The sequence below is a fragment of the Paenibacillus sp. Mc5Re-14 genome, assembly GCF_001049835.1.
In the GTDB taxonomy this organism is placed as follows: domain Bacteria; phylum Bacillota; class Bacilli; order Paenibacillales; family Paenibacillaceae; genus Paenibacillus; species Paenibacillus polymyxa_C.
Window position 1 is genome coordinate 5,317,266 of record NZ_CVPD01000001.1, and the last position, 22,344, is coordinate 5,339,609.

The 22,344-nt window shown below is 43.9% G+C and carries 13 protein-coding genes; 10 read left to right on the forward strand and 3 right to left on the reverse strand.

The window, feature by feature from the left end:
• Positions 1-86: 86 nt before the first annotated feature.
• The 5 genes from fumC (at position 87) to BN1546_RS28050 (ending at position 5,531) form a co-directional block, all read left to right on the forward strand.
• Positions 87-1,475, forward strand: coding sequence for a class II fumarate hydratase (fumC, locus tag BN1546_RS24095; RefSeq protein WP_013371371.1), 1,389 nt, complete (start codon positions 87-89; stop codon positions 1,473-1,475).
• Positions 1,476-1,676: 201 nt separating this feature from the next.
• Positions 1,677-3,143, forward strand: coding sequence for a potassium/proton antiporter (locus BN1546_RS24100; RefSeq protein WP_013371370.1), 1,467 nt, complete (start codon positions 1,677-1,679; stop codon positions 3,141-3,143).
• Between the two features lie 221 nt (positions 3,144-3,364).
• On the forward strand, positions 3,365-4,486 hold the full coding sequence (locus tag BN1546_RS24105) for a phosphodiester glycosidase family protein (RefSeq protein ID WP_013371369.1): 1,122 nt from the start codon (positions 3,365-3,367) through the stop codon (positions 4,484-4,486).
• Positions 4,487-4,527: 41 nt separating this feature from the next.
• A complete protein-coding gene (locus tag BN1546_RS28045; RefSeq protein WP_013371368.1) occupies positions 4,528-5,022 on the forward strand; it encodes a copper amine oxidase N-terminal domain-containing protein in 495 nt (164 codons plus the stop codon).
• Positions 5,023-5,117: 95 nt separating this feature from the next.
• Positions 5,118-5,531 (forward strand): hypothetical protein, encoded by a 414-nt coding sequence (locus BN1546_RS28050; RefSeq protein WP_013371367.1) that lies wholly within the window; start codon positions 5,118-5,120, stop codon positions 5,529-5,531.
• Between the two features lie 111 nt (positions 5,532-5,642).
• Here BN1546_RS28050 and BN1546_RS24115 read toward each other — a convergent pair whose 3' ends face one another.
• Positions 5,643-6,182, reverse strand: a complete 540-nt coding sequence (locus BN1546_RS24115) for a helix-turn-helix domain-containing protein (protein ID WP_013371366.1) — start codon at positions 6,180-6,182, stop codon at positions 5,643-5,645.
• 268 nt (positions 6,183-6,450) lie between these two features.
• On the opposite strand from BN1546_RS24115, the gene BN1546_RS24120 reads away from it, so the two are divergent.
• Both BN1546_RS24120 and BN1546_RS24125 read left to right on the forward strand, forming a co-directional pair.
• Entirely contained in the window at positions 6,451-6,864 is a 414-nt protein-coding gene (locus BN1546_RS24120; protein ID WP_013371365.1) for a DoxX family protein, read from the forward strand.
• A gap of 49 nt (positions 6,865-6,913) precedes the next feature.
• A complete protein-coding gene (locus BN1546_RS24125) occupies positions 6,914-7,780 on the forward strand; it encodes a VOC family protein (protein WP_090738982.1) in 867 nt (288 codons plus the stop codon).
• Positions 7,781-7,848: 68 nt separating this feature from the next.
• Here the strand turns inward: BN1546_RS24125 and glsA are convergent, their stop codons facing one another.
• Positions 7,849-8,787 carry a glutaminase A gene (gene glsA / locus BN1546_RS24130; RefSeq protein WP_090738983.1) on the reverse strand — a complete coding sequence of 313 codons (939 nt, stop codon included), beginning with the start codon at positions 8,785-8,787 and terminating at the stop codon, positions 7,849-7,851.
• A 189-nt stretch (positions 8,788-8,976) separates the two neighbouring features.
• On the opposite strand from glsA, the gene BN1546_RS24135 reads away from it, so the two are divergent.
• The 3 genes from BN1546_RS24135 to BN1546_RS24145 are packed head-to-tail and all read left to right on the forward strand — an operon-like array spanning position 8,977 to position 21,868.
• A complete protein-coding gene (locus BN1546_RS24135; protein WP_090738984.1) occupies positions 8,977-12,408 on the forward strand; it encodes a non-ribosomal peptide synthetase in 3,432 nt (1,143 codons plus the stop codon).
• On the forward strand, positions 12,409-21,000 hold the full coding sequence (locus BN1546_RS24140) for a non-ribosomal peptide synthetase (RefSeq protein WP_090738985.1): 8,592 nt from the start codon (positions 12,409-12,411) through the stop codon (positions 20,998-21,000).
• A complete protein-coding gene (locus BN1546_RS24145) occupies positions 20,987-21,868 on the forward strand; it encodes a glycosyltransferase family 17 protein (RefSeq protein WP_090738986.1) in 882 nt (293 codons plus the stop codon). Before BN1546_RS24140 ends, BN1546_RS24145 begins: the two co-directional genes overlap by 14 nt.
• A 110-nt stretch (positions 21,869-21,978) precedes the next feature.
• On the opposite strand, the gene BN1546_RS24150 is transcribed toward BN1546_RS24145, so the two are convergent.
• A complete protein-coding gene (locus BN1546_RS24150) occupies positions 21,979-22,281 on the reverse strand; it encodes a hypothetical protein (protein WP_043885972.1) in 303 nt (100 codons plus the stop codon).
• Between the last annotated feature and the right edge of the window lie 63 nt (positions 22,282-22,344).

A 22,344-nucleotide genomic window follows, 5' to 3' on the forward strand; every position in this document is an offset into this window, starting at 1 on the left:
TGATAACATCTGAAATTTAATGTATAATAGGCAAAGAAGATCACCATATTTTGTCTGAATTACATAGGCCAAGAGGAGGAAATGAGTTGAAATACCGCATTGAAAAGGATACGTTGGGCGAAATCAAAGTACCGGCAGACCGTTTGTGGGGAGCGCAAACACAGCGCAGTAAGGAAAATTTCCCGATTGGTTCGGAGAAAATGCCATTAGAGGTCATTCAGGCGTTCGCGGTGCTCAAAAAGAGTGCGGCGATCAGCAATTATAAGTTGGGTAAGCTATCTCAGGAAAAGCAGGACGCCATTATTTATGCAGCGGACGAAATTTTAGCTGGACGAGTCGATGACCATTTCCCGTTGGTTGTATGGCAGACAGGGAGCGGAACGCAGTCCAATATGAATGTCAATGAAGTGATTGCTCATCTGGGAAGCCAATGGCTTCAAGAACAGGGAAAAGATGCGAAGCTGCATCCGAATGACGATGTGAATATGTCACAAAGCTCAAATGATACGTTTCCTACAGCCCTTCATGTAGCAGGTGTTATTGCCGTCGAGGACCGTTTGTTGCCTGCCATTGATAAGCTGAAAGAGACTTTTCAACAGAAGTCAGAACAATTCAAGGATATCATCAAAATTGGCCGAACCCATTTACAGGATGCGACACCACTAACACTGGGTCAGGAAATCAGCGGCTGGTATGCCATGCTGGATAAAAGCAAACGAATGATCGTCGATACGGTTCAATATATGAAGGAGCTGGCGATTGGCGGAACAGCAGTGGGTACAGGAATTAATGCTCATCCAGAGTTTGGTTCCCGAACCTCTGCGGAAATATCCGGCTTCACTGGTAAAACGTTCACTTCTGCACCTAATAAATTTCATGCACTGACCAGTCACGATGAAGTGGTGGCTGTACATGGAGCAATCAAAGCGTTAGCTGCAGATTTGATGAAAATCGCCAATGATGTTCGCTGGTTGGCTAGTGGTCCACGGAGCGGCTTGGGCGAAATCACGATTCCTGCTAACGAGCCAGGTAGCTCCATTATGCCTGGTAAGGTAAATCCGACCCAGAGTGAAGCACTAACGATGGTCGTTACGCAAGTCATGGGTAATGATGCAGCCATCGGCTTTGCAGCAAGTCAAGGAAATTTCGAACTGAATGTGTTTAAGCCAGTAATCATATACAATTTTTTGCAATCAGTTCATCTGCTGGCTGATTCCATCATTGCTTTTAATGACAACTGTGCCGTCGGCATCGAGCCTGATCTCGCTAAGATTGAGCACAATTTGAATAATTCACTGATGTTGGTGACAGCATTGAATCCACATATCGGCTATGAAAATGCCGCTAAAATCGCCAAACTTGCACATGCGGAAGGACTGTCTCTAAAGGAAGCGGCACTCCGTAGCGGACTGCTGACTGAAGAGCAGTTTGACCAATATGTTGTACCAGCGCATATGATTCATCCTAAAGCCTAAAGCACAACATTTGTCGCAGCTTAACACCTATAAAAATTACAGACCAGCTTATGGAGTGCCGATTTAGCACAGACCATGAGCTGGATTTTTTAATTTTCTCCTATAATTTTTTTTACTTAAGATTAGTATTCTATGTGATTTGAGGGTATATAGTTAGAAGGCGAAAAAATGAACATTTATTTTCAAGATAGGAGAAGCCGTATGGAACAGACAACCGTGATTAATTTGATTGTGCTTTTGCTGTCCGGCTTGCTGCTGGTCGGTGTGCTGACTACCAAATTTTCCAGCCGTTTCGGTATGCCTGCGCTTGTTTTGTTTATTGCCGTAGGCATGGTGCTCAGTCAGTTTATTTATTTTGATAATGCCTTTATCACACAGCTGGTGGGCATTCTTGCGCTCATTGTAATCTTGTTTGAAGGCGGGATGCAGACAAAGTTTGCAGATGTTAAGCCAGTAATTCGACCTGCGTTGTCATTATCAACGTTAGGAGTCATCATTACGACTGTAGTCATTGGCGTCTGCGCCAAGTTTATTTTAGGCGTGAGCTGGATGGAATCCATGCTGTTTGGCGCTATTGTTGGTTCGACGGATGCGGCAGCAGTGTTTTCCGTTTTAGGAGGTAAAAACATCAAAAAGCGAATTACCTCGACGCTTGAAGCGGAATCCGGCAGCAATGACCCGATGGCTGTATTTCTCACAGTAACATTGATTGAGCTGATACATCACCCTGAACAATCCATTTGGATACATATCTTGTTGTTTTTATGGGAAATGGGTTTTGGTTTAGCCGTTGGTTTTGTACTCGGACGCTTAGGTGTATATGCGATTAATAAAATGAATTTTGATTCATCCGGTTTGTATCCTGTGATGGCATTGGCATTTGCGGTATTGACGTATGCGGCGGCATCGTTACTGGAGGCGAGCGGATTGCTGGCGGTTTATGTCATGGCCATTGTATTGGGAAATTCCGACTTAACCTACAAGCGATCCATTATTCATTTTAACAATGGCTTCGCCTGGATGGTGCAGATTATGATGTTTGTCCTGCTCGGCTTGTTGGTCTTTCCCGATCAATTGCTGGGTATCGCGTGGCAAAGCTTGGCGCTTTCCTTCATCCTCATGCTCGTGGCTCGTCCAATAGGCGTGTTCCTAAGCTTGCTTTTTTCCAGGTACTCTGTACGCGAGAAGACACTGTTATCCTGGGCAGGATTGCGGGGGGCGGTACCCATTGTACTAGCAACTTATCCATTACTGGATGAAATGGATGTAGGACCTTTATTTTTTAATGTTGTATTTTTCGTCGTGCTCACTTCTGCGATTATCCAAGGTACTACAATCTCGTGGCTAGCGGTGAAGCTTGGCTTGATGGACCCTAACGAGACATCGTCTCCTTCACTGCTGGAATTAGTTTCTCTGGGAAAAACCACTTCGGAAATCAACCACATTCAGGTACAAAAGGGGATGTCGATAGCGGGCAAGGCGATTCAGGATATACAGCTGCCTGAAGATATCTTATTTACAGCCATTATTCGGGACGAGCAAATTATTGCCCCGAGAGGCACGACCGTGATTGAACCGGGCGATACTTTGTATGTGCTTAGTCCCAAACTCAAGCGACAGCAGATGAAAGAGCTGTTCATGCTGCTCGAACCGGAGGCTGCTCCGTAAATCGGATATCCCCCCTATAGTTACAACCCTTCACATTTATGTGAAGGGCTTTTTGCTGTATTCTTTTTCAGAGTGGATGAATCTGTTAAAAAATTGACACTATCATTCTACAAAATTAGTTTATGATATTGTCGTTAGATGTCGCAGCCTATCGTTACTGATCATTTGATGGGCAATAGTGATGAAATACGATAGAAGTCACCAAACAGGAGAGATGATGAATGAAACCGGAAGTCTTGCCACAGCGTGCAGCAGCTCGCAGGCAGAAAAATAAGAAAAAGAAACGGAAAGGAAAATTTGGTCGCTTTATGCTGCGACTTTTTATTGTATTCCTGTTAGCGGGAATTGGAGGTGGTGCATGGTTGTTTTTAACCCCTTCTGGCAAGGACATGCGCTATTTGGCTGCAGACACGCTGATTACGACTCAGCATCGTCACTGGGCGAAATATTTTATCGGCGAAGCAGAGGCGAAGCAACGAGTGGCTGAATATTCGGCCCGGTTCGAAGAGATGGGTGAAGAGAAGGATAGACATACAATCAACTTGCCTGATCTGATACCTACTAAAGTACAACAAACGCCATTGGTTGAAGTGGAAGAGGTGTCAGGTCGTAACTATCATGGCTATGTTATGACGGTGCATGACCCCACTAAAATTAGGCTCGGGGTTCCTGCTAAAGTCGGCCGGGGAGAACATGTATCTAGCATGGTCGAGCGTTTGGGGGCTGTTGCTGGGGTGAATGGCGGTGGATTCGCTGATCCCAACTGGAACGGGAATGGCTTTAAACCGATTGGTGTTGTCATTTCTCAGGGTCAGATATACTACAACGATATGGGTAAAAATGCCTCTGTTCAAATCGTAGGTATTGATAAACAGGGAAAAATGATAGCCGGCCACTATTCGTTGTCCGAGTTGTCCAAAATGAATGTGCAAGAAGCGGTTACCTTTCAGCCACGCCTAATCGTGAATGGAAAAGGTCTGATTCGCAATGCAAGCGAGGGATGGGGAATTGCTCCCCGAACTGCAATGGGGCAGAGAGCAGACGGGGCAATTATTTTTGTAACCGTCGACGGTCGCCAGCCTGGGTACAGCATCGGTGCCAACTTGTATGATATGCAAAATATTTTACTTAAACATGGAGCGGTTATCGGTGCTAATCTGGATGGAGGTTCGTCAACCGTGCTCGTCAAGGACAACACCATTGTCAACAAGCCTTCCTCTGAATACGGTGAACGGTATTTGCCGACTGCGTTTCTCGTATTTGAGCATCCAGAGACCGTCAGTATCCCGAACATATGGGCAGGGATGAGACCTGGAGACATTGATGCAGCCAAAAAGAGATAGAGCGGGAATGAACAAGTCTATTCAGTGAACGGAGACTAATAATGAAGCTAGATCGAACAGGATTTCAGCGATTGTTTGTCGCCTTGCTGATGCTACCATTACTCTTGACAACAATACACCAAGGAGACGCTGAAGCGGCTAAACAGGAAAGCACAGCACCTCAAGCAACACAGCTAACCGATATTGTTATAGCCGGTCAGCCCTTAAACAACAAAATCAAACCGCTATTGATCGACGGTAAGCTGATGGTACCTCTCAAACCATACGCTGAAGCTGTGGGTGCAAGCTACCATTGGGACGCTAAACAAAAGCAGATTACGCTGCAAAAGTGGGCAGAACCCTTAATTCTTAAAGAGCAATTACGTAAGAACCAGCAGCAGCTGACCTTTAAGGTTGTAGGTAAAGATGTATATGTACCTCTTAGAGATGTGTCGCTTGAATTAGGTTATACGTTGGAGAAGACAAACACACAGATTCAGATCGAGCCACCGATTCACGGTAAACTAAAAGAACAATTGTATGAGGGGATCTCGTAGCAGCACGCGAAGCGTTAATCCACTTAGAAACACGTTCTGTTCATCCTTATATAGAAGTTCACCGTCCCAACACTGAGCTTTTGTCTAGTGTCTACATGTTTCCTCAAGGTGAAGCATTACGGTATTTTACAGTGGACGGGGATGTGCTGAGTCTGGTTGAAGTGAAGGACGATTTTCCGATGGTCACCTATCAAGGGTATGTGGGAGCTCCCTTTGATAAAACATTTACGATGGAATACGATCCGCTGGACCTTTTCTTGGAAAACAAGGCCAAAAATCAGTGGGGAACCTATCCGAAATTTAATAAACCGCTGATCTATGAGTATACTACAGGATGGGGAGACAGCAGCACTACTTTTTATGGGCGTGTTACTATAGATAAAAAAGAAGAACTGCTGGGAATGACTGGTGATCCGGTAACCGTACTCTCAGCCAATGCCAAAAAGATCATGAAAACCTTCAAGCTTCCGTGGGAATCGCGTACAGATACTCAGCAAGCGATGGAATAAGTTAAACAGCTACTACAAAAAAGCGTGTATCGTTGAAGTTAATTTAACTTCCAGGTACACGCTTTTTGCAATGATATGGGGAATTGATATTGTGATGTGCTCAAATCTTGATTAGGCATCATTTTCTGCTTCGAGGAATACGGAGATCAGAATACGAGCGTTGTTTTCTCCTACATTTTTGGCATAGTGGGGAATGGCCGCTCTCCAGCTAAAGGAATCTCCTGCTTCCAGAGTAGCTGAATCCTCACCCTGCTCCACGTATACTGTGCCCTCCAAAATAAAATGAATCTCATCTCCTGCATGAGCATGCTCTTCTTCTGTAGATGAGCCTGGCGGCATTTCAACGAGCATCATTTTGACGTTACCCTGCCCTCCCAAATGATCGACCTGGAGCTTGTTTTTTCCATACAACGTTTTACGGCGCTCGTCCTTGCGAATCACTTGCATTCGTTCCTCTTCTTTAAGAAGCAGAAAAGCGAGAGGTACATTAAGCGCATTAGCGATGCTGTCCAATGTAGCGATGGAAGGGGAGGTTTTATTATTTTCTACTTGACTCATAAACCCTTGAGATAGTCCGGTTCGTTCGCATATTTGCTGGATGGATAAATTTTTACGTTTACGAGCGGCACGAATGTTGCATCCTATACCCATTGAGCGTTCCTCCTTTTGGGAAATATAATGTATACTAATTTATTATTTATCATACCAAATAATTTGTTGACAGACTATAGTTTCTTATGCTAAATTCACATTACAAAATAATTATTACTATTACTAATAATTGAGTTTGATTCACACATATATGTTGCCGTATAGATTCGAACGTTATTATTTTTTTAACTAAATTATTAGTAATATAAATTAATTATTCATATACACTTGTATGAGTGTAATAAAACAAACAGAATGGAGAGATAACATGAGTTCGGCAAGCAGAAACGTTTCTACAATTATGCGGGTGGCGCTCGGAATTTTGTTTTTGGTACACGGAATTGCTAAATTCCAAATGGGGTTGGGTAATGTAGCAGGCTGGTTTTCCAGCATTGGCGTCCCAGGATTTTTAGGTTATGTCGTTGCGGTGATTGAGTTGGTCGGCGGGATTGCATTAATTCTTGGATTGCTTACTCGCTATGTATCCGGACTTTTAGTTATTGTATTGATCGGTGCCATTTTCACGGCCAAATTGTCCGGCGGGTTGATGGGGAATGGTCAAGGAGCTGGCTATGAGTTGGATATTGCTTTTATTCTGGTAGCTCTTCATCTCGTATTTGCACCGACAACTCGCTTCTCTCTGGATTCTTTGTTCAGTCGTCGTGGGTCAACAGAACAATAATTTCGTTTCATCCTTAGTCCTCCAATCCATGTAGAAAGAGGGAAATCTGATGACAGCACATATTCATGACAACACTAAAATCGGGCAGGTTTCATTAAAAGTTAGTAACTTGGAGCGTTCTATTCAATTTTACACTGAGGTCGTTGGTTTACAACTTCTGCGCCAAACGGCGGATACGGCTGAATTGACTGTCGACGGAAAGCATGCGCTACTGGTTCTTAATTATATTGAAAATGCAGTTATTCTGCCGCGCCAGTCCGCAGCCGGATTGTATCACTTTGCTATTCTCGTACCGAACCGTGTAGCTCTTGGCCTGTCTTTGCGTAATTTGCTAGCTCATGAGATTGAAATCGGACAGGGAGATCATGATGTAAGTGAAGCACTATACATCCATGATCCCGATAATAACGGGATTGAAATCTATGCGGATCGTCCTCGTGATCAATGGAAAAGAGATGCAGATGGATTTTACATGATGGGAACAGGTCCCGTGGATGCAGAAGACCTGATTGCCATTTCTGAAAATATACTTTGGAAGGGGCTTCCACAGGGAACAGTAATTGGGCACGTTCACTTCCATGTATCTAATTTGCGCACAGCACAGCAATTTTATTGCGATGTGCTTGGCTTTGACATTACGTGCCGATACGGATCTTCAGCCCTGTTCGTTTCTGCGGGTGGCTACCACCACCATATGGGCTTGAATATATGGGCAGGTGAAGGAGCACCACCAGCTCCCGAGCAGGCTACTGGATTGGATTATTTTGAACTGATTGTTCCAGACCAACAAGAATTGGATGCCATTACTGCTCGTTTGACTGCGGCAGGTTATGGGATACAAGAACGTGATGGGGCCCTGTATGTGGCTGACCCGTTCCGCATTCAAATCAAATTGGTACATGGTCAAACCATTTAACATAGCAGGAACGTAACAAAAAGGGTATTCCTACAAGCCGTACTGGCTGGGAATACCCTTTTTTTATACTAAAACAAGCTCCAATCCAAATCCCGTGACATTGTCTCCAGCAAGTGTACCCCCGCTGTACTGTTGCCCATACGATTCAATGAAGGACCCACTAGCCCGATGCCGTATCGTCCGGGTACCATCGTCATTATACTGCCAGATACGCCGCTTTTGGCAGGGAGCCCGACTTGAATGGCGAATTCACCAGAGGCGTCATACATACCGCATGTTGTCATAAATGTTTTGGCGATCTGTACATAACGACGGGGAATCAGAGGTATACCTGTGACCGGATCACGGCCGTTGTAGGCTAGTATGAGTCCCATACGTGCTAAATCTGTACAGTTCAATTTGACAGCACAATGTCTGAAATAGACGTCAAGCACATCCTCCACATGACCTCTTAAAATCCCCTTTTCCATTAGAAAATAAGCAAGGGAACGGTTTAAATGGCCTGTGGCTGATTCTGAATCGTAGACATCCTGATCATATTCCAATGTGTCATTATGAGTAAGCAGACGGAAAAATTGAAGGACACGGGCAAATCTCTCTTCTGGACTGTTTCCGCGAATCAGAGAGGAGACAGCAATTGCTCCAGCGTTAATCAGTGGATTAAACGGTATCCCCGGCTCAACCAGTTCTAGCTTTAGCATGGAATTAAAACGGTCCCCGGTAGGCTCCATCCCCACCTTAGAGAAGACAACGTCCTCTCCATTATCCATCAAGGCCAGAATGAGCGTAAATACCTTTGAGATGCTCTGCATCGTAAATTGTATTTCCGTATCTCCGGCTACCACGGTCTTACCCGCACCGTTCATTACCACAATACCCAGCGCGTCGGCCGGGGCTTTGGACAGTTCGGGAATATATGCTGCTACCTTGCCATGAATATACTCATGACGGCTTTGTTCTACCCATTCCGGCAGTTTGGTCTGTAATCTTTGCCACTCCGATGTCATTTCTTTTCCTCCAGTCGAGTAACCAATCTGTGGTATTTTATTGTAGAGCAAGAAGTAGCTATATACTTATTTTAAAGAAATTTTCAGTCGAAAAACAAGCTCTGATGTCATTTCTTTTTCTCCAGTTAAATATCCAACCTATTGTAATATCTGGATTATGGCTGACAGGAGAAGGAGATGATCTTAAACATGTTACACGGTATGTTAGCGGATTACCCGCAGGAGAAAACGATTCATCAATTGTTTGAGGAGCAGGTTGAGCGTACACCGGACCACGTAGCGGTTGTATTTGGGGACAAGGACTTGACGTATGCCGATCTGAACAAACAGGCCAATCAGCTTGCACATGTTTTGCGAGCCAAAGGTGTAGATAAAGACGAGCCCGTCGGGATCATGGTTGACTGCTCATTGGAGATGATTATCGGGATTTTCGGAATTTTAAAAGCCGGGGGAGCCTATGTGCCGATTGATCCGCAATATCCCAAGGAACGTATACGCTATATGCTGACGGATTCCGGCGCAACCCTCCTGCTGACCCGGCTTCCAATCCACAACCCATTGGAGCTCGACAGTCTTGTTCTGGATTTGATGGACAAGCGGAATTATGGAAAAGAAACACGGAATCTCACATCTATTCAAGGTTCCGATACGCTAGCATGCATTATGTATACGTCCGGTTCTACGGGCGAACCTAAGGGAACCTTAACGATGCACTACAACATTACACGTGTTGTTAAAAAGCCAAATTACATCCATTTCTCGACAAAAGATCGGATATTGCAAGTGTCCAGTTTTTCGTTTGATGGTGCTACATTTGGTATTTATGGAGCTTTGCTTAATGGGGGCACTCTTGTTTTGAGCACACAGGATCAATCTATGAATGCACGGGAGCTATCAAATATACTACGTACACAACAGATTACAAAATGCTTTGTCACGACGGCTCTTTTTAATGCATTGGTGGATATTGACCCCGGCTGCTTTGCAACCATTGAAACCTTGCTATTCGGTGGTGAGAAGGTGTCGGTCAGCCATGTACGTAAAGCGTTCGCTGTTCTGGGTCCCGGCCGTTTAATTCATGTCTATGGGCCGACGGAGAGCACGGTATTTGCTACGTATTATCCGATTGATCATTTGGACGAAAATGCAAATACTGTGCCGATCGGCAAACCAATTAGCAACACGAAGATTTATGTCTTGGATCAAGAGCAGCGTCCTCTGCCGCAGGGAGTTGCAGGCGAATTGTACATCGCTGGCGATGGATTAGTTAAAGGTTATTTGAATCGTCCAGAGCTGACAGCAGAGCGGTTTATTCAGTCTTCACGGGTACCTGGAGGCAGGTTGTATCGTACCGGAGATTGGGTACAAGAGCAAGCGGACGGAAACATCGAATATATTAGCCGGATCGACGGTCAAGTGAAAATACGGGGGTACCGAATTGAGCCAGGAGAAATAGAGTCGCATCTATTAAAAATAAATGATATACAACAAGCGGCTGTTATTACCCGCGAAAATGAGGACGGTCAGAAGCAACTGGAAGCGTACTTTACAGCGACCACAAAACTGACAACAGATGAAATTAAATTTGCTCTCTCTATAAAACTGCCGAATTACATGATTCCCTCTTTTTTTACTCAATTAGAGCAGATGCCACTGACACTGAATGGTAAGCTGGATCGCAAGGCACTGTTGGCCCTTCAAGGAAATATGCATGCTGGAGCAGAATATGTCCCTCCTGAGCCGGGACTGGAGACGAAGCTGATGGATATATGGCAGGATGTATTGGGACTGCAGCAGATCAGTGTTTTAGATAGCTTTGTCGACCTCGGTGGACATTCTATTCATGCGCTTACATTAATGTCAAGGATGGAGTGGGCAGGATATCACGTCACTTTAACAGACATTTATCACTATAAAACGATTCGGGCCCTCGCTGATTACCTTCGTTCAACACAGAATAGTGTTATCGGGTCCCAACAGCAGCAGGGCATCATTAAAACAAGGCATCAGCTGATGTCTTGGCTTCACCAAGAAACGGATGGTGTTTTTGAGTGGGTGAAATACCAAGTAAGGGATTTTATTCACGAAGTTAGAGATATTCAGGTGCTTTACACCGACATGGTGGCTGACGTTAACCATATCATGCGGATTATGGACGGAAAAGTAGCTCCAGAGCTACTGCCACACTATATTGTACCACTGCATCTAAGAGCTGAAATGGCTGATCAATACTGGACGATGGATGAAGAGGAATTTTTCCAGCAACTAGGCTTAAAGAGCATGAATTCGAATCCAGTGGAAAGTTTACGCAAGCAATTGGAAGATGATTATTTGAAAAAAGATCAGTTTCTTAAAAGAGGGGAAGTGGCACAAGAATATCCGCTAAGTGGAATTCAACAAATGCAAATCTCGTTTCAAACACCACCAAGTTTAGGTGTATTTAGGCTGGATGAGTGTGTGAATTATGATTTTTTGAATCAGGCCTACAATCATTTTGTCCAAAGTCAAGGGTTACTGAGGAGTGTTCCGACCCAAAGAGATGGATGGACTTATTGGAGGGAATACGTACTGCCTAGTGATAGTGTGCCAAGACTTAACATTGTTGACGTGTCAGCTTACAATCCATGTGGCCCCCTTATGGAAGTGATAAATGATTATGTTACAAATACACGATTCGCCGGAGAGCAAATGTTATTCCACACATTTGTGCTGAAACGGAACCTGCGTGAACATTATGTCATTACTATTTATCATCATGCGATATGCGACCGGGTGACCTCGGAAGTAGCTGAGCGACAGCTGATTGCTAGCTACAGGAGTCTACTTCAAAATCGCTCCCTTCCTACGGATGAAGTGAAGCCCTATGTGGAGTATGTTAGACAAATCCAAAGTGGACCAAAAGGAATCACGGAACCAGAATTAATATCATCTTTTAATTTGGAAGCGTTCCAAAAAAGCAAGCAATACATCTTCCAAGCCCCGAAGCTTCGAACGAGCACAGAAGCCTACCTGTTTAACGTATGCATTCCCGCTGCAAATCCTTCTTTAGAGCTGGCGCTTTATGTCTATACAAGGGGCCTGCAAACATATTTAGGTATGGATAAGCTGCCATTGTTATTTTTATATGATGGAAGAAGATACGACAAGGAAGCTTATTATAACACGACCGGTGAATTTATTGATTTTGTGCCTATGCTGTTGGATCTGAAGCAAAATCCAGATGAAATGATGCAGTCTGTCAGAAGCAGACTGGATTTATTAAAATACCATACGATCAATTTTATGCATCTTCTTACAAGCCCTGATTACGAAGACAAGTGGAAGCGGACCAGAACACTTGCACAGTTGGGGAAGCAGTATGAGCAACTGGATTTATTCATGTTTAACTATTTAGGAAACAGCACGAAGGCAGGCTCAAAATACAGCAATTATTATGATGATACCGTTATAAAGCAACCGAATCCACTGCCGATCCATTCACTGTTCAATTGCATTGCTTCTTCCTACACGGATGGTCTTATCTTTTCTATACGATGCAGTTACGAGATAGAAGTAGAGGAAGTCAGGACCGCTTTTTATCAAGCTGCTGGTATAGCATCCCGGATAGGGGAGGTACAATAAGTGATAGAGTCATCCACTATACCTAGTCAGAGTGGGTCTGATAGACCACGACGTTATTTGCCTTTATTTTCTCACTCCAGTAGAAATATCTCACAGCCTGCAGGCCACAATCAAGTGCTTTACGGCATTCGTTTGGAGACAAGACAGGTCCAAGCGATTATAGGATTTGTACGGGATCATCAAATGGGCATGCCTTCCTTTATAACAGCCATATGGTCCGTACTGGTATCCCATTACGCCAATCAATATGCTTTGCCTGTTGTATATTCTGTGATATCCGACAAAGAAGCCAAAGAATGTCGTCTGGATTATCCGCTACTCATTCATATACAGAGGGAAGATGATCTTTTCTCTTTGATACAAAGGGTACAAATGAATTGGAACAAACAACGTACCAGCAGCGAATGGAGAGAGGATTCTTCACAGCAAACTAAAATCGATCCTCGATCAGGGGCAGAAAAGGATTTCTTCAATGTGGGTATCACAGAGATGTGTGTTAATTTCTTATCTTCAAGTTCCAATATGAAAGAACAGGCTCTCTTATACAGTATAGATCAGCTAGAAATCGCACTCTGCTACTATTATGATGCGGATGTATTGGAGTGCGCGATACAGTATGATGGCAATCGTTTTGGAGAAAAACAAATCCCTAGCTTCGCAGGCCATTTTCAAACATTGCTGGAAAATGCACTCCTTTTTCCGCAGAAAAAGATACTATTTCACCCCATGCTGACCACGGAAGAACGCGAACAGATGCAACAATGGAATGATACAGAACAAGCCTATCCTTTGGATAAAACGGTGGTTCAATTGATCGAGGAGCAAGCTGATCGAACACCCAATGCGATCGCTTTGGAGTTTGGTGAGCAGAAGCTGACCTATTATGAGTTAAATCACCGGGCAAATCAAATCAGCCACATGATTATAGAGTCGCATTTGCTGCAAGGACATGGCTCTCTGCCGACTGGCACGCTAATTGCTATCATTATGGACAGGAGCGCAGATGTGCTCCCGTCAATGCTCGGAGTTATGAAAGCAGGAGCTGCTTACCTTCCGGTCGATCCCCAATATCCTGGAGAGCGGTTGCGATTTATTTTAGAAGATGCACAGGTCCAAATGATTATAACGCACAGTCAATTAGTAATTAGAATAAATCCATATATTTCTCAACTGGGTATGAAACCACATACGCTGATTTGTGTGGATGAATGCTCGGAGCAACAGGACTGCTATCCTTACGAAAATTTGCAGATCGGGCTGAAACAGAATGATCTGGCTTATGTCATCTACACATCCGGGTCTACCGGAAAACCGAAGGGCACTCTCATTGAACATGCTGGCTTGGTTACGTTGATCCCTTATCTTGTTGAAAAGTTTGGTATTACGTCCGACTCAAGAGTCATGCAATTCGCCTCCATGAGTTTCGACGCTTCGGTCTACGAATGGATCGGTACGTTATCAGTAGGCGGGACTTTGGTTGTCCTTTCAGACGATGAACTACCACCTTATGCAGACATTTCAGATATTCTGGCAGAGAAAAAGATCCACATTGCCATGCTGACGCCATCGGTGCTCCGAACAATGAAACATAGAGAATTGCCAAAATTGCGTACACTTATATCTGCTGGAGAACCCTGTACACCTGATATTGTCGACTATTGGGGAAGAGGAAGACGATTTGTGAACGCTTACGGGCCGACCGAAGTAACGATTATTTGTGCTACTTCTGTCTGCCAGCCAGGAAAAGAAATTACGATTGGCAAACCCGTTTATAACAAACGTTTATTCGTCTTGAACTCATTCGGCAATCCTGTGCCTGTCGGCGTTCCCGGCGAACTATGGGTAGGGGGCATTGGGCTTGCCAGAGGATATTTGAATCGTGAGGAACTGACTCGAGAACGATTCGCTCACAAAGAGATTGCAGTCAGCAGTGAATATCCGTCACACAGTGAGCGGTTATATAAAACCGGGGACATTGTGAAATGGACGCCGGATGGAGAACTGGTATTTATAGGGCGTAGTGATGAACAGATTAAAATCAGAGGGTATCGTATCGAACTGGGTGAAATAGAATATCAGCTACGCCAACATCCTGACATCGGTCAATGTGTCGTTCAAACCTGGAAGGACGGGTCATACCATAAACTGGTAGCTTATTATACTGCTCTAGAAGAACTGAAAGAGGCGGAATTGACGCAGCACTTGGGTGCTGTATTACCAGTTTATATGGTTCCATCATATTTTTGTTATTTGGAGTATTTTCCGGTAAATAGAAATGGAAAAGTCGACCGTGTGGCTCTCCCTGATCCGAAGAGCATCTTATTTCTTCAAGCTGATGAAGTTGTGGAAGCAGACGAGGATGATCTTGAAAAGCGTTTGCTTAGGATTTGGCGACAGATTTTAAAAAGGGGAGATATCGGAGTTAACGACCATTTTTACGCTGTTGGGGGAGATTCAATTCTTGCCATTCAGGTCGTATCTATAGCCAGAGATCACGGTATGATACTTACTCCAAGACTAGTGGCAGAGCATCCAACTATTAAGAAATTAGCTACTGTTGTTACTTGGACAAACAGTAATCAAACGGAAGAGCTTATGGTTGATTTGACAGGCGAATTTGGCTTGACACCGATTCAGCAGTGGTTTTTCGAGCAACAGTTTGTAGAGCCGCATTATTTCAATCAATCCCAGCTGTTTGTGCTCCGTGATTTTGATCCTGTGAGATTGGAAACTGCCATTAATCAATTGATTCGATTACATCCAGAGCTTTCGACGGAGATCGTGGTCAGGGAACATGTGTATTGGCAGCGCTACCGAACGGATACTTCCATCCAACTGGCTAGCTATACCCTTCAACAAATTGATTATACTGAATCCGAAATTTTAAGCATATGTGATGCGTGGAACAGACAATTGAATTATGAGACCGGCGCTATGATATATGCAGGAGTAATCCAAGGTCATCCTGATGGTAAAGCTCGTTTATTTATGACTATACATCATCTGGTCATTGATGGAGTTTCCTGGAGAATATTGGTTCAGGAATTGTGTCAATTGTATCAGGGGACTGCACTGCCGCCCGTTTTAAATCCATACAAAAAGTGGCACTCTGTATTGATGAGTTATTCTGAACATAAGGATACGTTAAGTCATATTGAGTATTGGAAAATAGTACAGCACCAAGCTGCAGCATTTGTGCTGCCAGTAGACCATTACCCGGCTCATAAAAAGAGCAGTGCATCGTCGGAATTGGTTACGATGCTTACTTTCGACGATACGGAGCTGCTTTTGCACCATTGCTCCCAGGCTTACCATACTGAGATCAACGATTTGCTGCTTACAGCTTGGTCCTTGGCACTCTCCGATTGGTCTGGACAGACAACGATTGCATTTCGCTTAGAAGGTCATGGACGTGAGCATTTTGTATCCGATATAGACCTTACAAGAACTATCGGTTGGTTTACCTCTATGTTTCCGGTATGCATTCGGATTCTGGATAGCGGCTCTTTGGGAGCGACGATTAAATCTGTCAAAGAGCAATTGCGCTATATTCCTCACCGTGGTATGTCATATGGTGCTTTGAGATACTGTCACCCGCACGAAGAAGTCCGTTCCGAGTTAGCAGCTTCTGAACCTCAGGCTCTTTTTAATTACTTGGGCCAATTTGATCAGGGGAATATGAACGAGTCAAACGAGTGGCTAGAGTTTACACGTGACGCAGCACAGGATTATAGCTCACCGCTTAATCATGGAACAAGCCTATTGGAACTCAATTGTTCCATAGTTCATGGCAAGCTGCATCTGTTTATGAAATATAGCAAATGTCACTATGAAGAAGTAACTATAACTCAATTGCTAGAAGCTTTTATAACACGTCTGCTTGCTATTATCGAGCATTGCAGCCAGGCTGAACGCGAAGAATTCACGCCTAGTGATTTTCCATCTGTGTCCCTGGAACAGCATTCGCTCGATCAGATCGTAAAGACATATCATTTGAAACATGGTCTAGATAAAATGCTGTATCTAAGTCCCTTACAGGAAGGACTACTGTTCCATTACTTGGACCATCCCGCCTCCGATCAATATTTCGTGCAGGTTCGTTGGAAATATCATGGCAGGCTAGAGGTAGATCGTTACCGGGAAGCCTGGAACAGCGTCATTGCCGAAAATGATAGCTTGCGGACTTGCTACATTTGGGAGACGTTGGACAAGCCCTTACAATGTATTGTCCGAAATACAGAATGGGCATGGACGTTTTTGGATTTTGAAGCAGAGCAACCAGAGCGGCAACAAGAGCATATCGAACGCTGGATGACAATGGATCGTAATCGCCGTTTTGATCTAACTCAGCCTGCGTTCCGCCTAAACTTAATTCAGATTGCTTCGAACGAATGGACGATGATTTGGAGTTACCACCATATTTTGCTGGACGGTTGGAGCCTGCCGCTACTACTGAATCGGGTACATGAGCTCTATGCTTGCAGCCTGCAAAATCGGATACCTCAACGCAACTTGAACCGTTCTTTTGAATCTTATATTCGTTGGCTAAATAATAAGGATCGCATGGAGGCCGAGACATTCTGGAGGGCATATTTGGCCGACGTAACGGAGCCGACACGACCACCGATAGAGAAAGGTACACTTCCCGATGTACATCAACCGATAGAGAACCAACAGATCGAAACGCTTATTATCGATTCAAGACGAACCAAGCAGATCGCTGATTTTGTACAGCAAGTACAAGTTTCGCTAAATACACTGGTACAGTTCGCATGGGGAAAAATGCTACAAGTCTATCATGATGCCGATACAACCATTTTTGGCATGGTGGTATCCGGGAGAGGATCGGATCTTGCACAAGCGGATCGGATCACAGGTATGCTGATTAATACGCTGCCTTTAGTCATGCACTGGAATGTGGAGCAAACCATCACGGAGTATGTACAACAGCTGCACCAAACCATTCAGAAACTAAACGACCACAGTTATGTGAGTCTGAACGAATTGAAGAGCTGGTCTGGTATTCAAGGACATGCCATGTTTTATAGCATCGTGGCATTCGAAAATTATTTGAACGACTATCAGCAGCCTGAAAATGAATTGAAGATGTCGGCTATGGAGGAACGAGAGAAAACGAATTATCCAATGACGATCACCGTGTCTCATGACGGGGAACAGATCATCATCAAGTTTATATATGACGCAGATCGACTGAAGCAAGAAACGGTTAGCCGATTGGCAGAACAACTACAAAATACGGTGCAATATGTGCTGGAATATCCGAATCACACCGTCGGAGACGTTTGCTTCATGAATAAGGATGAATATGATCGAATCGTCTATGACTGGAATAATACGTATACAGCATATCCCAGAGATCGTTCGATTGTTGACTTATTTCAGGAGCAAGCAAAGCTGCGGTCTTCACAGCCAGCAGTAATCGCGCACAATCAGGTTATGTCCTACCACAGCCTAAACCTCATGTCTCAGCACATTGCCAACAGGTTAGCGGATGATACTAATGCCAGTAGTCATGGAAAATTTATTGGAGTTTACTTGCCGCGTTCTCTTGAATTCATTGTCTCCATCCTGGCGATCATGAAAGCGGGATATGCCTATGTTCCTATTGATCCTGATTTTCCGGCAGAAAGAACCCGAGAATTAATCAAGGATGCTGGACTGGACACTATCCTCACTTCACAGGAAGGAACAAAACGTATCTCGGAAGCTTGTAAGGGAATCCGTTTAACATTGATTGATACAGAACATTTTGACCAAAATGGAGTTGTACAACAGGAAAAGAAGGAAAACAGGGTTGCTCCCAATGACCTTGCTTATCTCATGTATACGTCCGGATCGACGGGAAAACCGAAAGGCGTAATGGTGGAACATCGCAATGTCATTCGCTTGGTCAAAAACACTTGTTATTTCCCATTTTCCTCTGACATCAGATTACTCTATACAGGTTCGCCTGTTTTTGACGCTTCTACGTTTGAAATTTGGGGGACGTTGCTGAATGGTGGCCGGCTGTTTGTAATTTCCAAAGACGATCTTTTAAATATCCATGTGCTGGAGCAGCGGATAAAGGAGTGGAGAATTAATACCCTATGGTTAAGTTCTGCCCTGTGTAATCACTGGATTGAAGAAAATGAAAAGCTGTTTGCTGGACTCCAATGGTTGGTCGTAGGTGGGGAAATTTTGTCGGTTAAGCATATCAATCGTATCCGGCTCGCCTATCCACAACTCTCGATTCTCAATGCATACGGTCCTACGGAGAACACCACTTTTTCGACGAGCTACCGGATCGAAAAGCCATTTGAGCAGAATATTCCTATCGGTAAGCCCATAAGTAATTCAACTTGTTATATTTTGGACAAACGGGGCCGTGTTCAGCCTGTCGGAGCAGTCGGGGAATTATGCGTGGGAGGAGACGGGGTGGCGAGGGGTTATTGGCAGCAAAACCAATTGACACAGCATGCGTTTACTCCAAATCCACACCGCTCTGCCAAAGATCGTGAAAGAGGCACAAATTTAGTATTATATCGTACGGGAGATCGAGTGAGATGGTTGCCAGACGGGAATATCGAGTATATCGGACGGGTTGATGATCAGGTAAAACTCCGCGGATATCGAATCGAACTCGGAGAAGTCGAGTTCCGTCTTAGCAGCTATCCTGCGATAAAAGAATGCCTGGTCCTTATGCAGGAGGTTCATGGTGATCTCCGAATGTTCGCTTACTATACAACGGAAGAGGAAGAACGAGAGGAACAGCTTCATGCTTTTATGGCCGACGTTCTGCCATCATATATGCTACCGTTTCGTTACATTTGGCTAAAATCGTTCCCATTAACGATTAACGGGAAAATTGATCGCAAAAAGCTTCCTTTACCTGAAATCCATAGCGATAAAGAAGCAAATGCTGGACCATGGACTGAATTGGAGCAAACCATAGAAGAAGTTTGGAGCATGGTCCTGAAGCTAGATTACATTGGCAAGAATGAAGACTTTCACACGTTGGGAGGACATTCACTCCATGCATTGCGCATAGCCAGCCTGCTGCAAAAAAGCGGATATCCGGTTACGGTTAACCAGATATTTCGCGAACAGACGATCGAACGTTTGGCACTTTCGTTGAGCAATGCAATGACAGATAGAGAGACTGCCCTCTGTCCAGACATGGATAACCTGTATATTCAGTCTATAAGAAAAGCATACCCGTATGACGGATTTCCACTGTCTGCTGTACAAAAACGTTTTTTCCAAAGAGATCTTGTGAATCGCAACATGTTTAATGTACCTTACCTGGCTCGGCTCAAAAATTACATTCCTACAGAATTGCTGAACACGTCGATTGAACAACTATTGAGCAAACATGCGGCGTTACGGCTGTCATTTGCTCAACTGGAGGATGATGAATGGTATCAATTTGAGCAGAAAATAAGTGTACAACAGGTGGTTTCTTACGTGGATTTGCGCATGGTTTCGGGATCACATGACGCCTATATTTCGGACTACTGCTCGAAAGTGCAGCATGAATTCGATATCAAGGAAGGACCTTTATGGAAGGTTGTATTGTTTGAGCACTATTACGACGAGAGCCAACAGGTGATATTGCTTCTGTTCCATCATTTAATTTTTGACGGAATCTCTATAAACATTTTTTTAGAGGATTTGAGACATCTTCTCTTGCCGGAACAAGGGAGTAATCTGGCGCTACATGTGGAGGAGGGAAGCAGTTATCGGGATTGGTGCATGGCGTTGACGCAATATGCGGCGAAAGACACTTTTTCTAAAGCATTCACTTTTTGGAACAGGATTGTAGAAGGCGGACAATCTTTGCAGGTTGACACGGAATCTGAGGCACAGCCTCTCCATCGCCACATGAAAACTATAACGCTTGATTTACTTGAAGGAGAAGAGCATCTTCAGCTATTAAAGGCATTGGCTGTAAAGCATCAAACTACACCACTGAGCATCCTACTAACGGCATTATCACAGGCTTGTTTTCAATTGAAAAACCAATCGGATTTGCTGCTGCATGTCATGTCTTATCAACGTGAGTCCTTTTTGCCGGGTATTGTGATTGATCGTACTATTGGTTTTTTTGCTGGAGCATATCCCCTTCGTATTCAGATCCCGGCAGGAGATCAGTCGGACAATTGGGAAATGGCACTGAGACATGTCATACACATGTTGCAGCATGTTCCATCTGAAGGCATGGATTACTTTATTTTACGTTATATGATACAGGATGTTTATCCAAATACGAAACCACTGAGAGACGGAACGCACATGCTTTTCCATTACCAATCAGAGGAAATGAACGGAATAGCTGATGATTTGTATGAGCCTTTATCGATTTCTTACGGAAGCACGAATGCGGCGGACAACCCCTCTGCTTACAAGTTAAATATGACGGCAGACCTTAGACGAGATAGATTAAGTTTAACCTGCTATTATAGTTCACTGCATTATAAGGATCAGACGATCGCAAAGCTAATACGCTTTATATCCGAATATCTGTATCGAAGCATTGGTGTTCGACCATATAGCATGATAATGGAGGGAGCCTCAGATTATGAAAATATATGAATTTTGCCCTTTTTTCAATGAAAATCGCATTGCAGAGATTAAAATAAAAGAAAATGCCAGCTGGATCGACGAACTGCACGTAATCGAAGCCAACAAGACATTCAGCTATTTGGATAAGCCCTGCAACTTTAATCCAGATTATATAGGTCCAAAGGTCTTTCACCATCCATTTCATGCGGATGAACTGTTTCGCGCACCTGAAGAGCATTCATTGTATTTTGATGTGGATCGCTGCGGCGCAGACCACTTTGACCACTGGTACTGGAGTCTGCTCAGTCATAACAGTGCGTTTCACAATGAAGCTTGCCAAAGAAACAGGAGCACCTTTATTTTGCAGGAAAAGGTTGATGATGATGATGTGATCATCTTGGCTGATTTCGATGAGATCATTGACAGCCGGATGGCGGATCGTATTGTTGCGGAAGTGAAGAAACATCATATTATGACGATAAAAATGCACTATTCTGTATTTTTCCTTAATCTTTTTTGCCAATCTAATCATGGTGCTCCTCATTGGAGCTATCGCGTTTTCGCTATGACCGGACGCTACTTCAAAAGTATGCCTTTCTCACCCGATTATCTCAGGAAAAAGGGGATTGCTGAAGCGTTGTATCATGATATTTATTGTCTGGAGGAGCCGGCTGGATTCCATCATTCGTGGCTTGAATATCAGAAAACTGCACTTCCCAAACTGCAAGCATTTGCCGCCAATGTAGAAGATAAAAGTATTTTGAATGCAGAGTATATTGATCAATGCTTACAAGATAAAAAGCTGTACTATATCGACACCGAACTTTATGTTGATAACTCAAAATCGTTTTTGAGCAGCCTACAGGAGCTCGAAACCGATGATCTTTGGTACAAGTAAAGTGAAAGAGATCAAATAAAAAAACTGCCGACAGGATCGGCAGTTTGGTTTAAAGCCTTCTGATGGTTCAGGTTGATTCATCGGAAGGTTATTTTGCTATGTACTTGAAATCAATAGTAGCTGCTGGAGTTCAATGAGCTTATAATAGCAGGCAATAGAGCAACAGCCATAATGATATAGATCACAATTACAATAGCAGCCCAAAGAAGACCTGCCTTAGCGTAGTTCGCTTTGCTCGGATTCGTCGAGCCGCTAAAAGCCCACACAAACAGCATAACAAGTCCAACTACCGGTATAGCCATCAGGAGTAAACTGATCATCCACTCCTTGAATGAAACAGGTGGCGGGTAAACAGGGGCTGGTCTGGATGGTGCTCCTTGTTGATTGTGTTGCGGATTAAACTGGTTAGACAATTGAATCTTCTCCCTACGTGTTTAGTATGTTGTGTTTCCTATATTGACCAAAACATCATACAT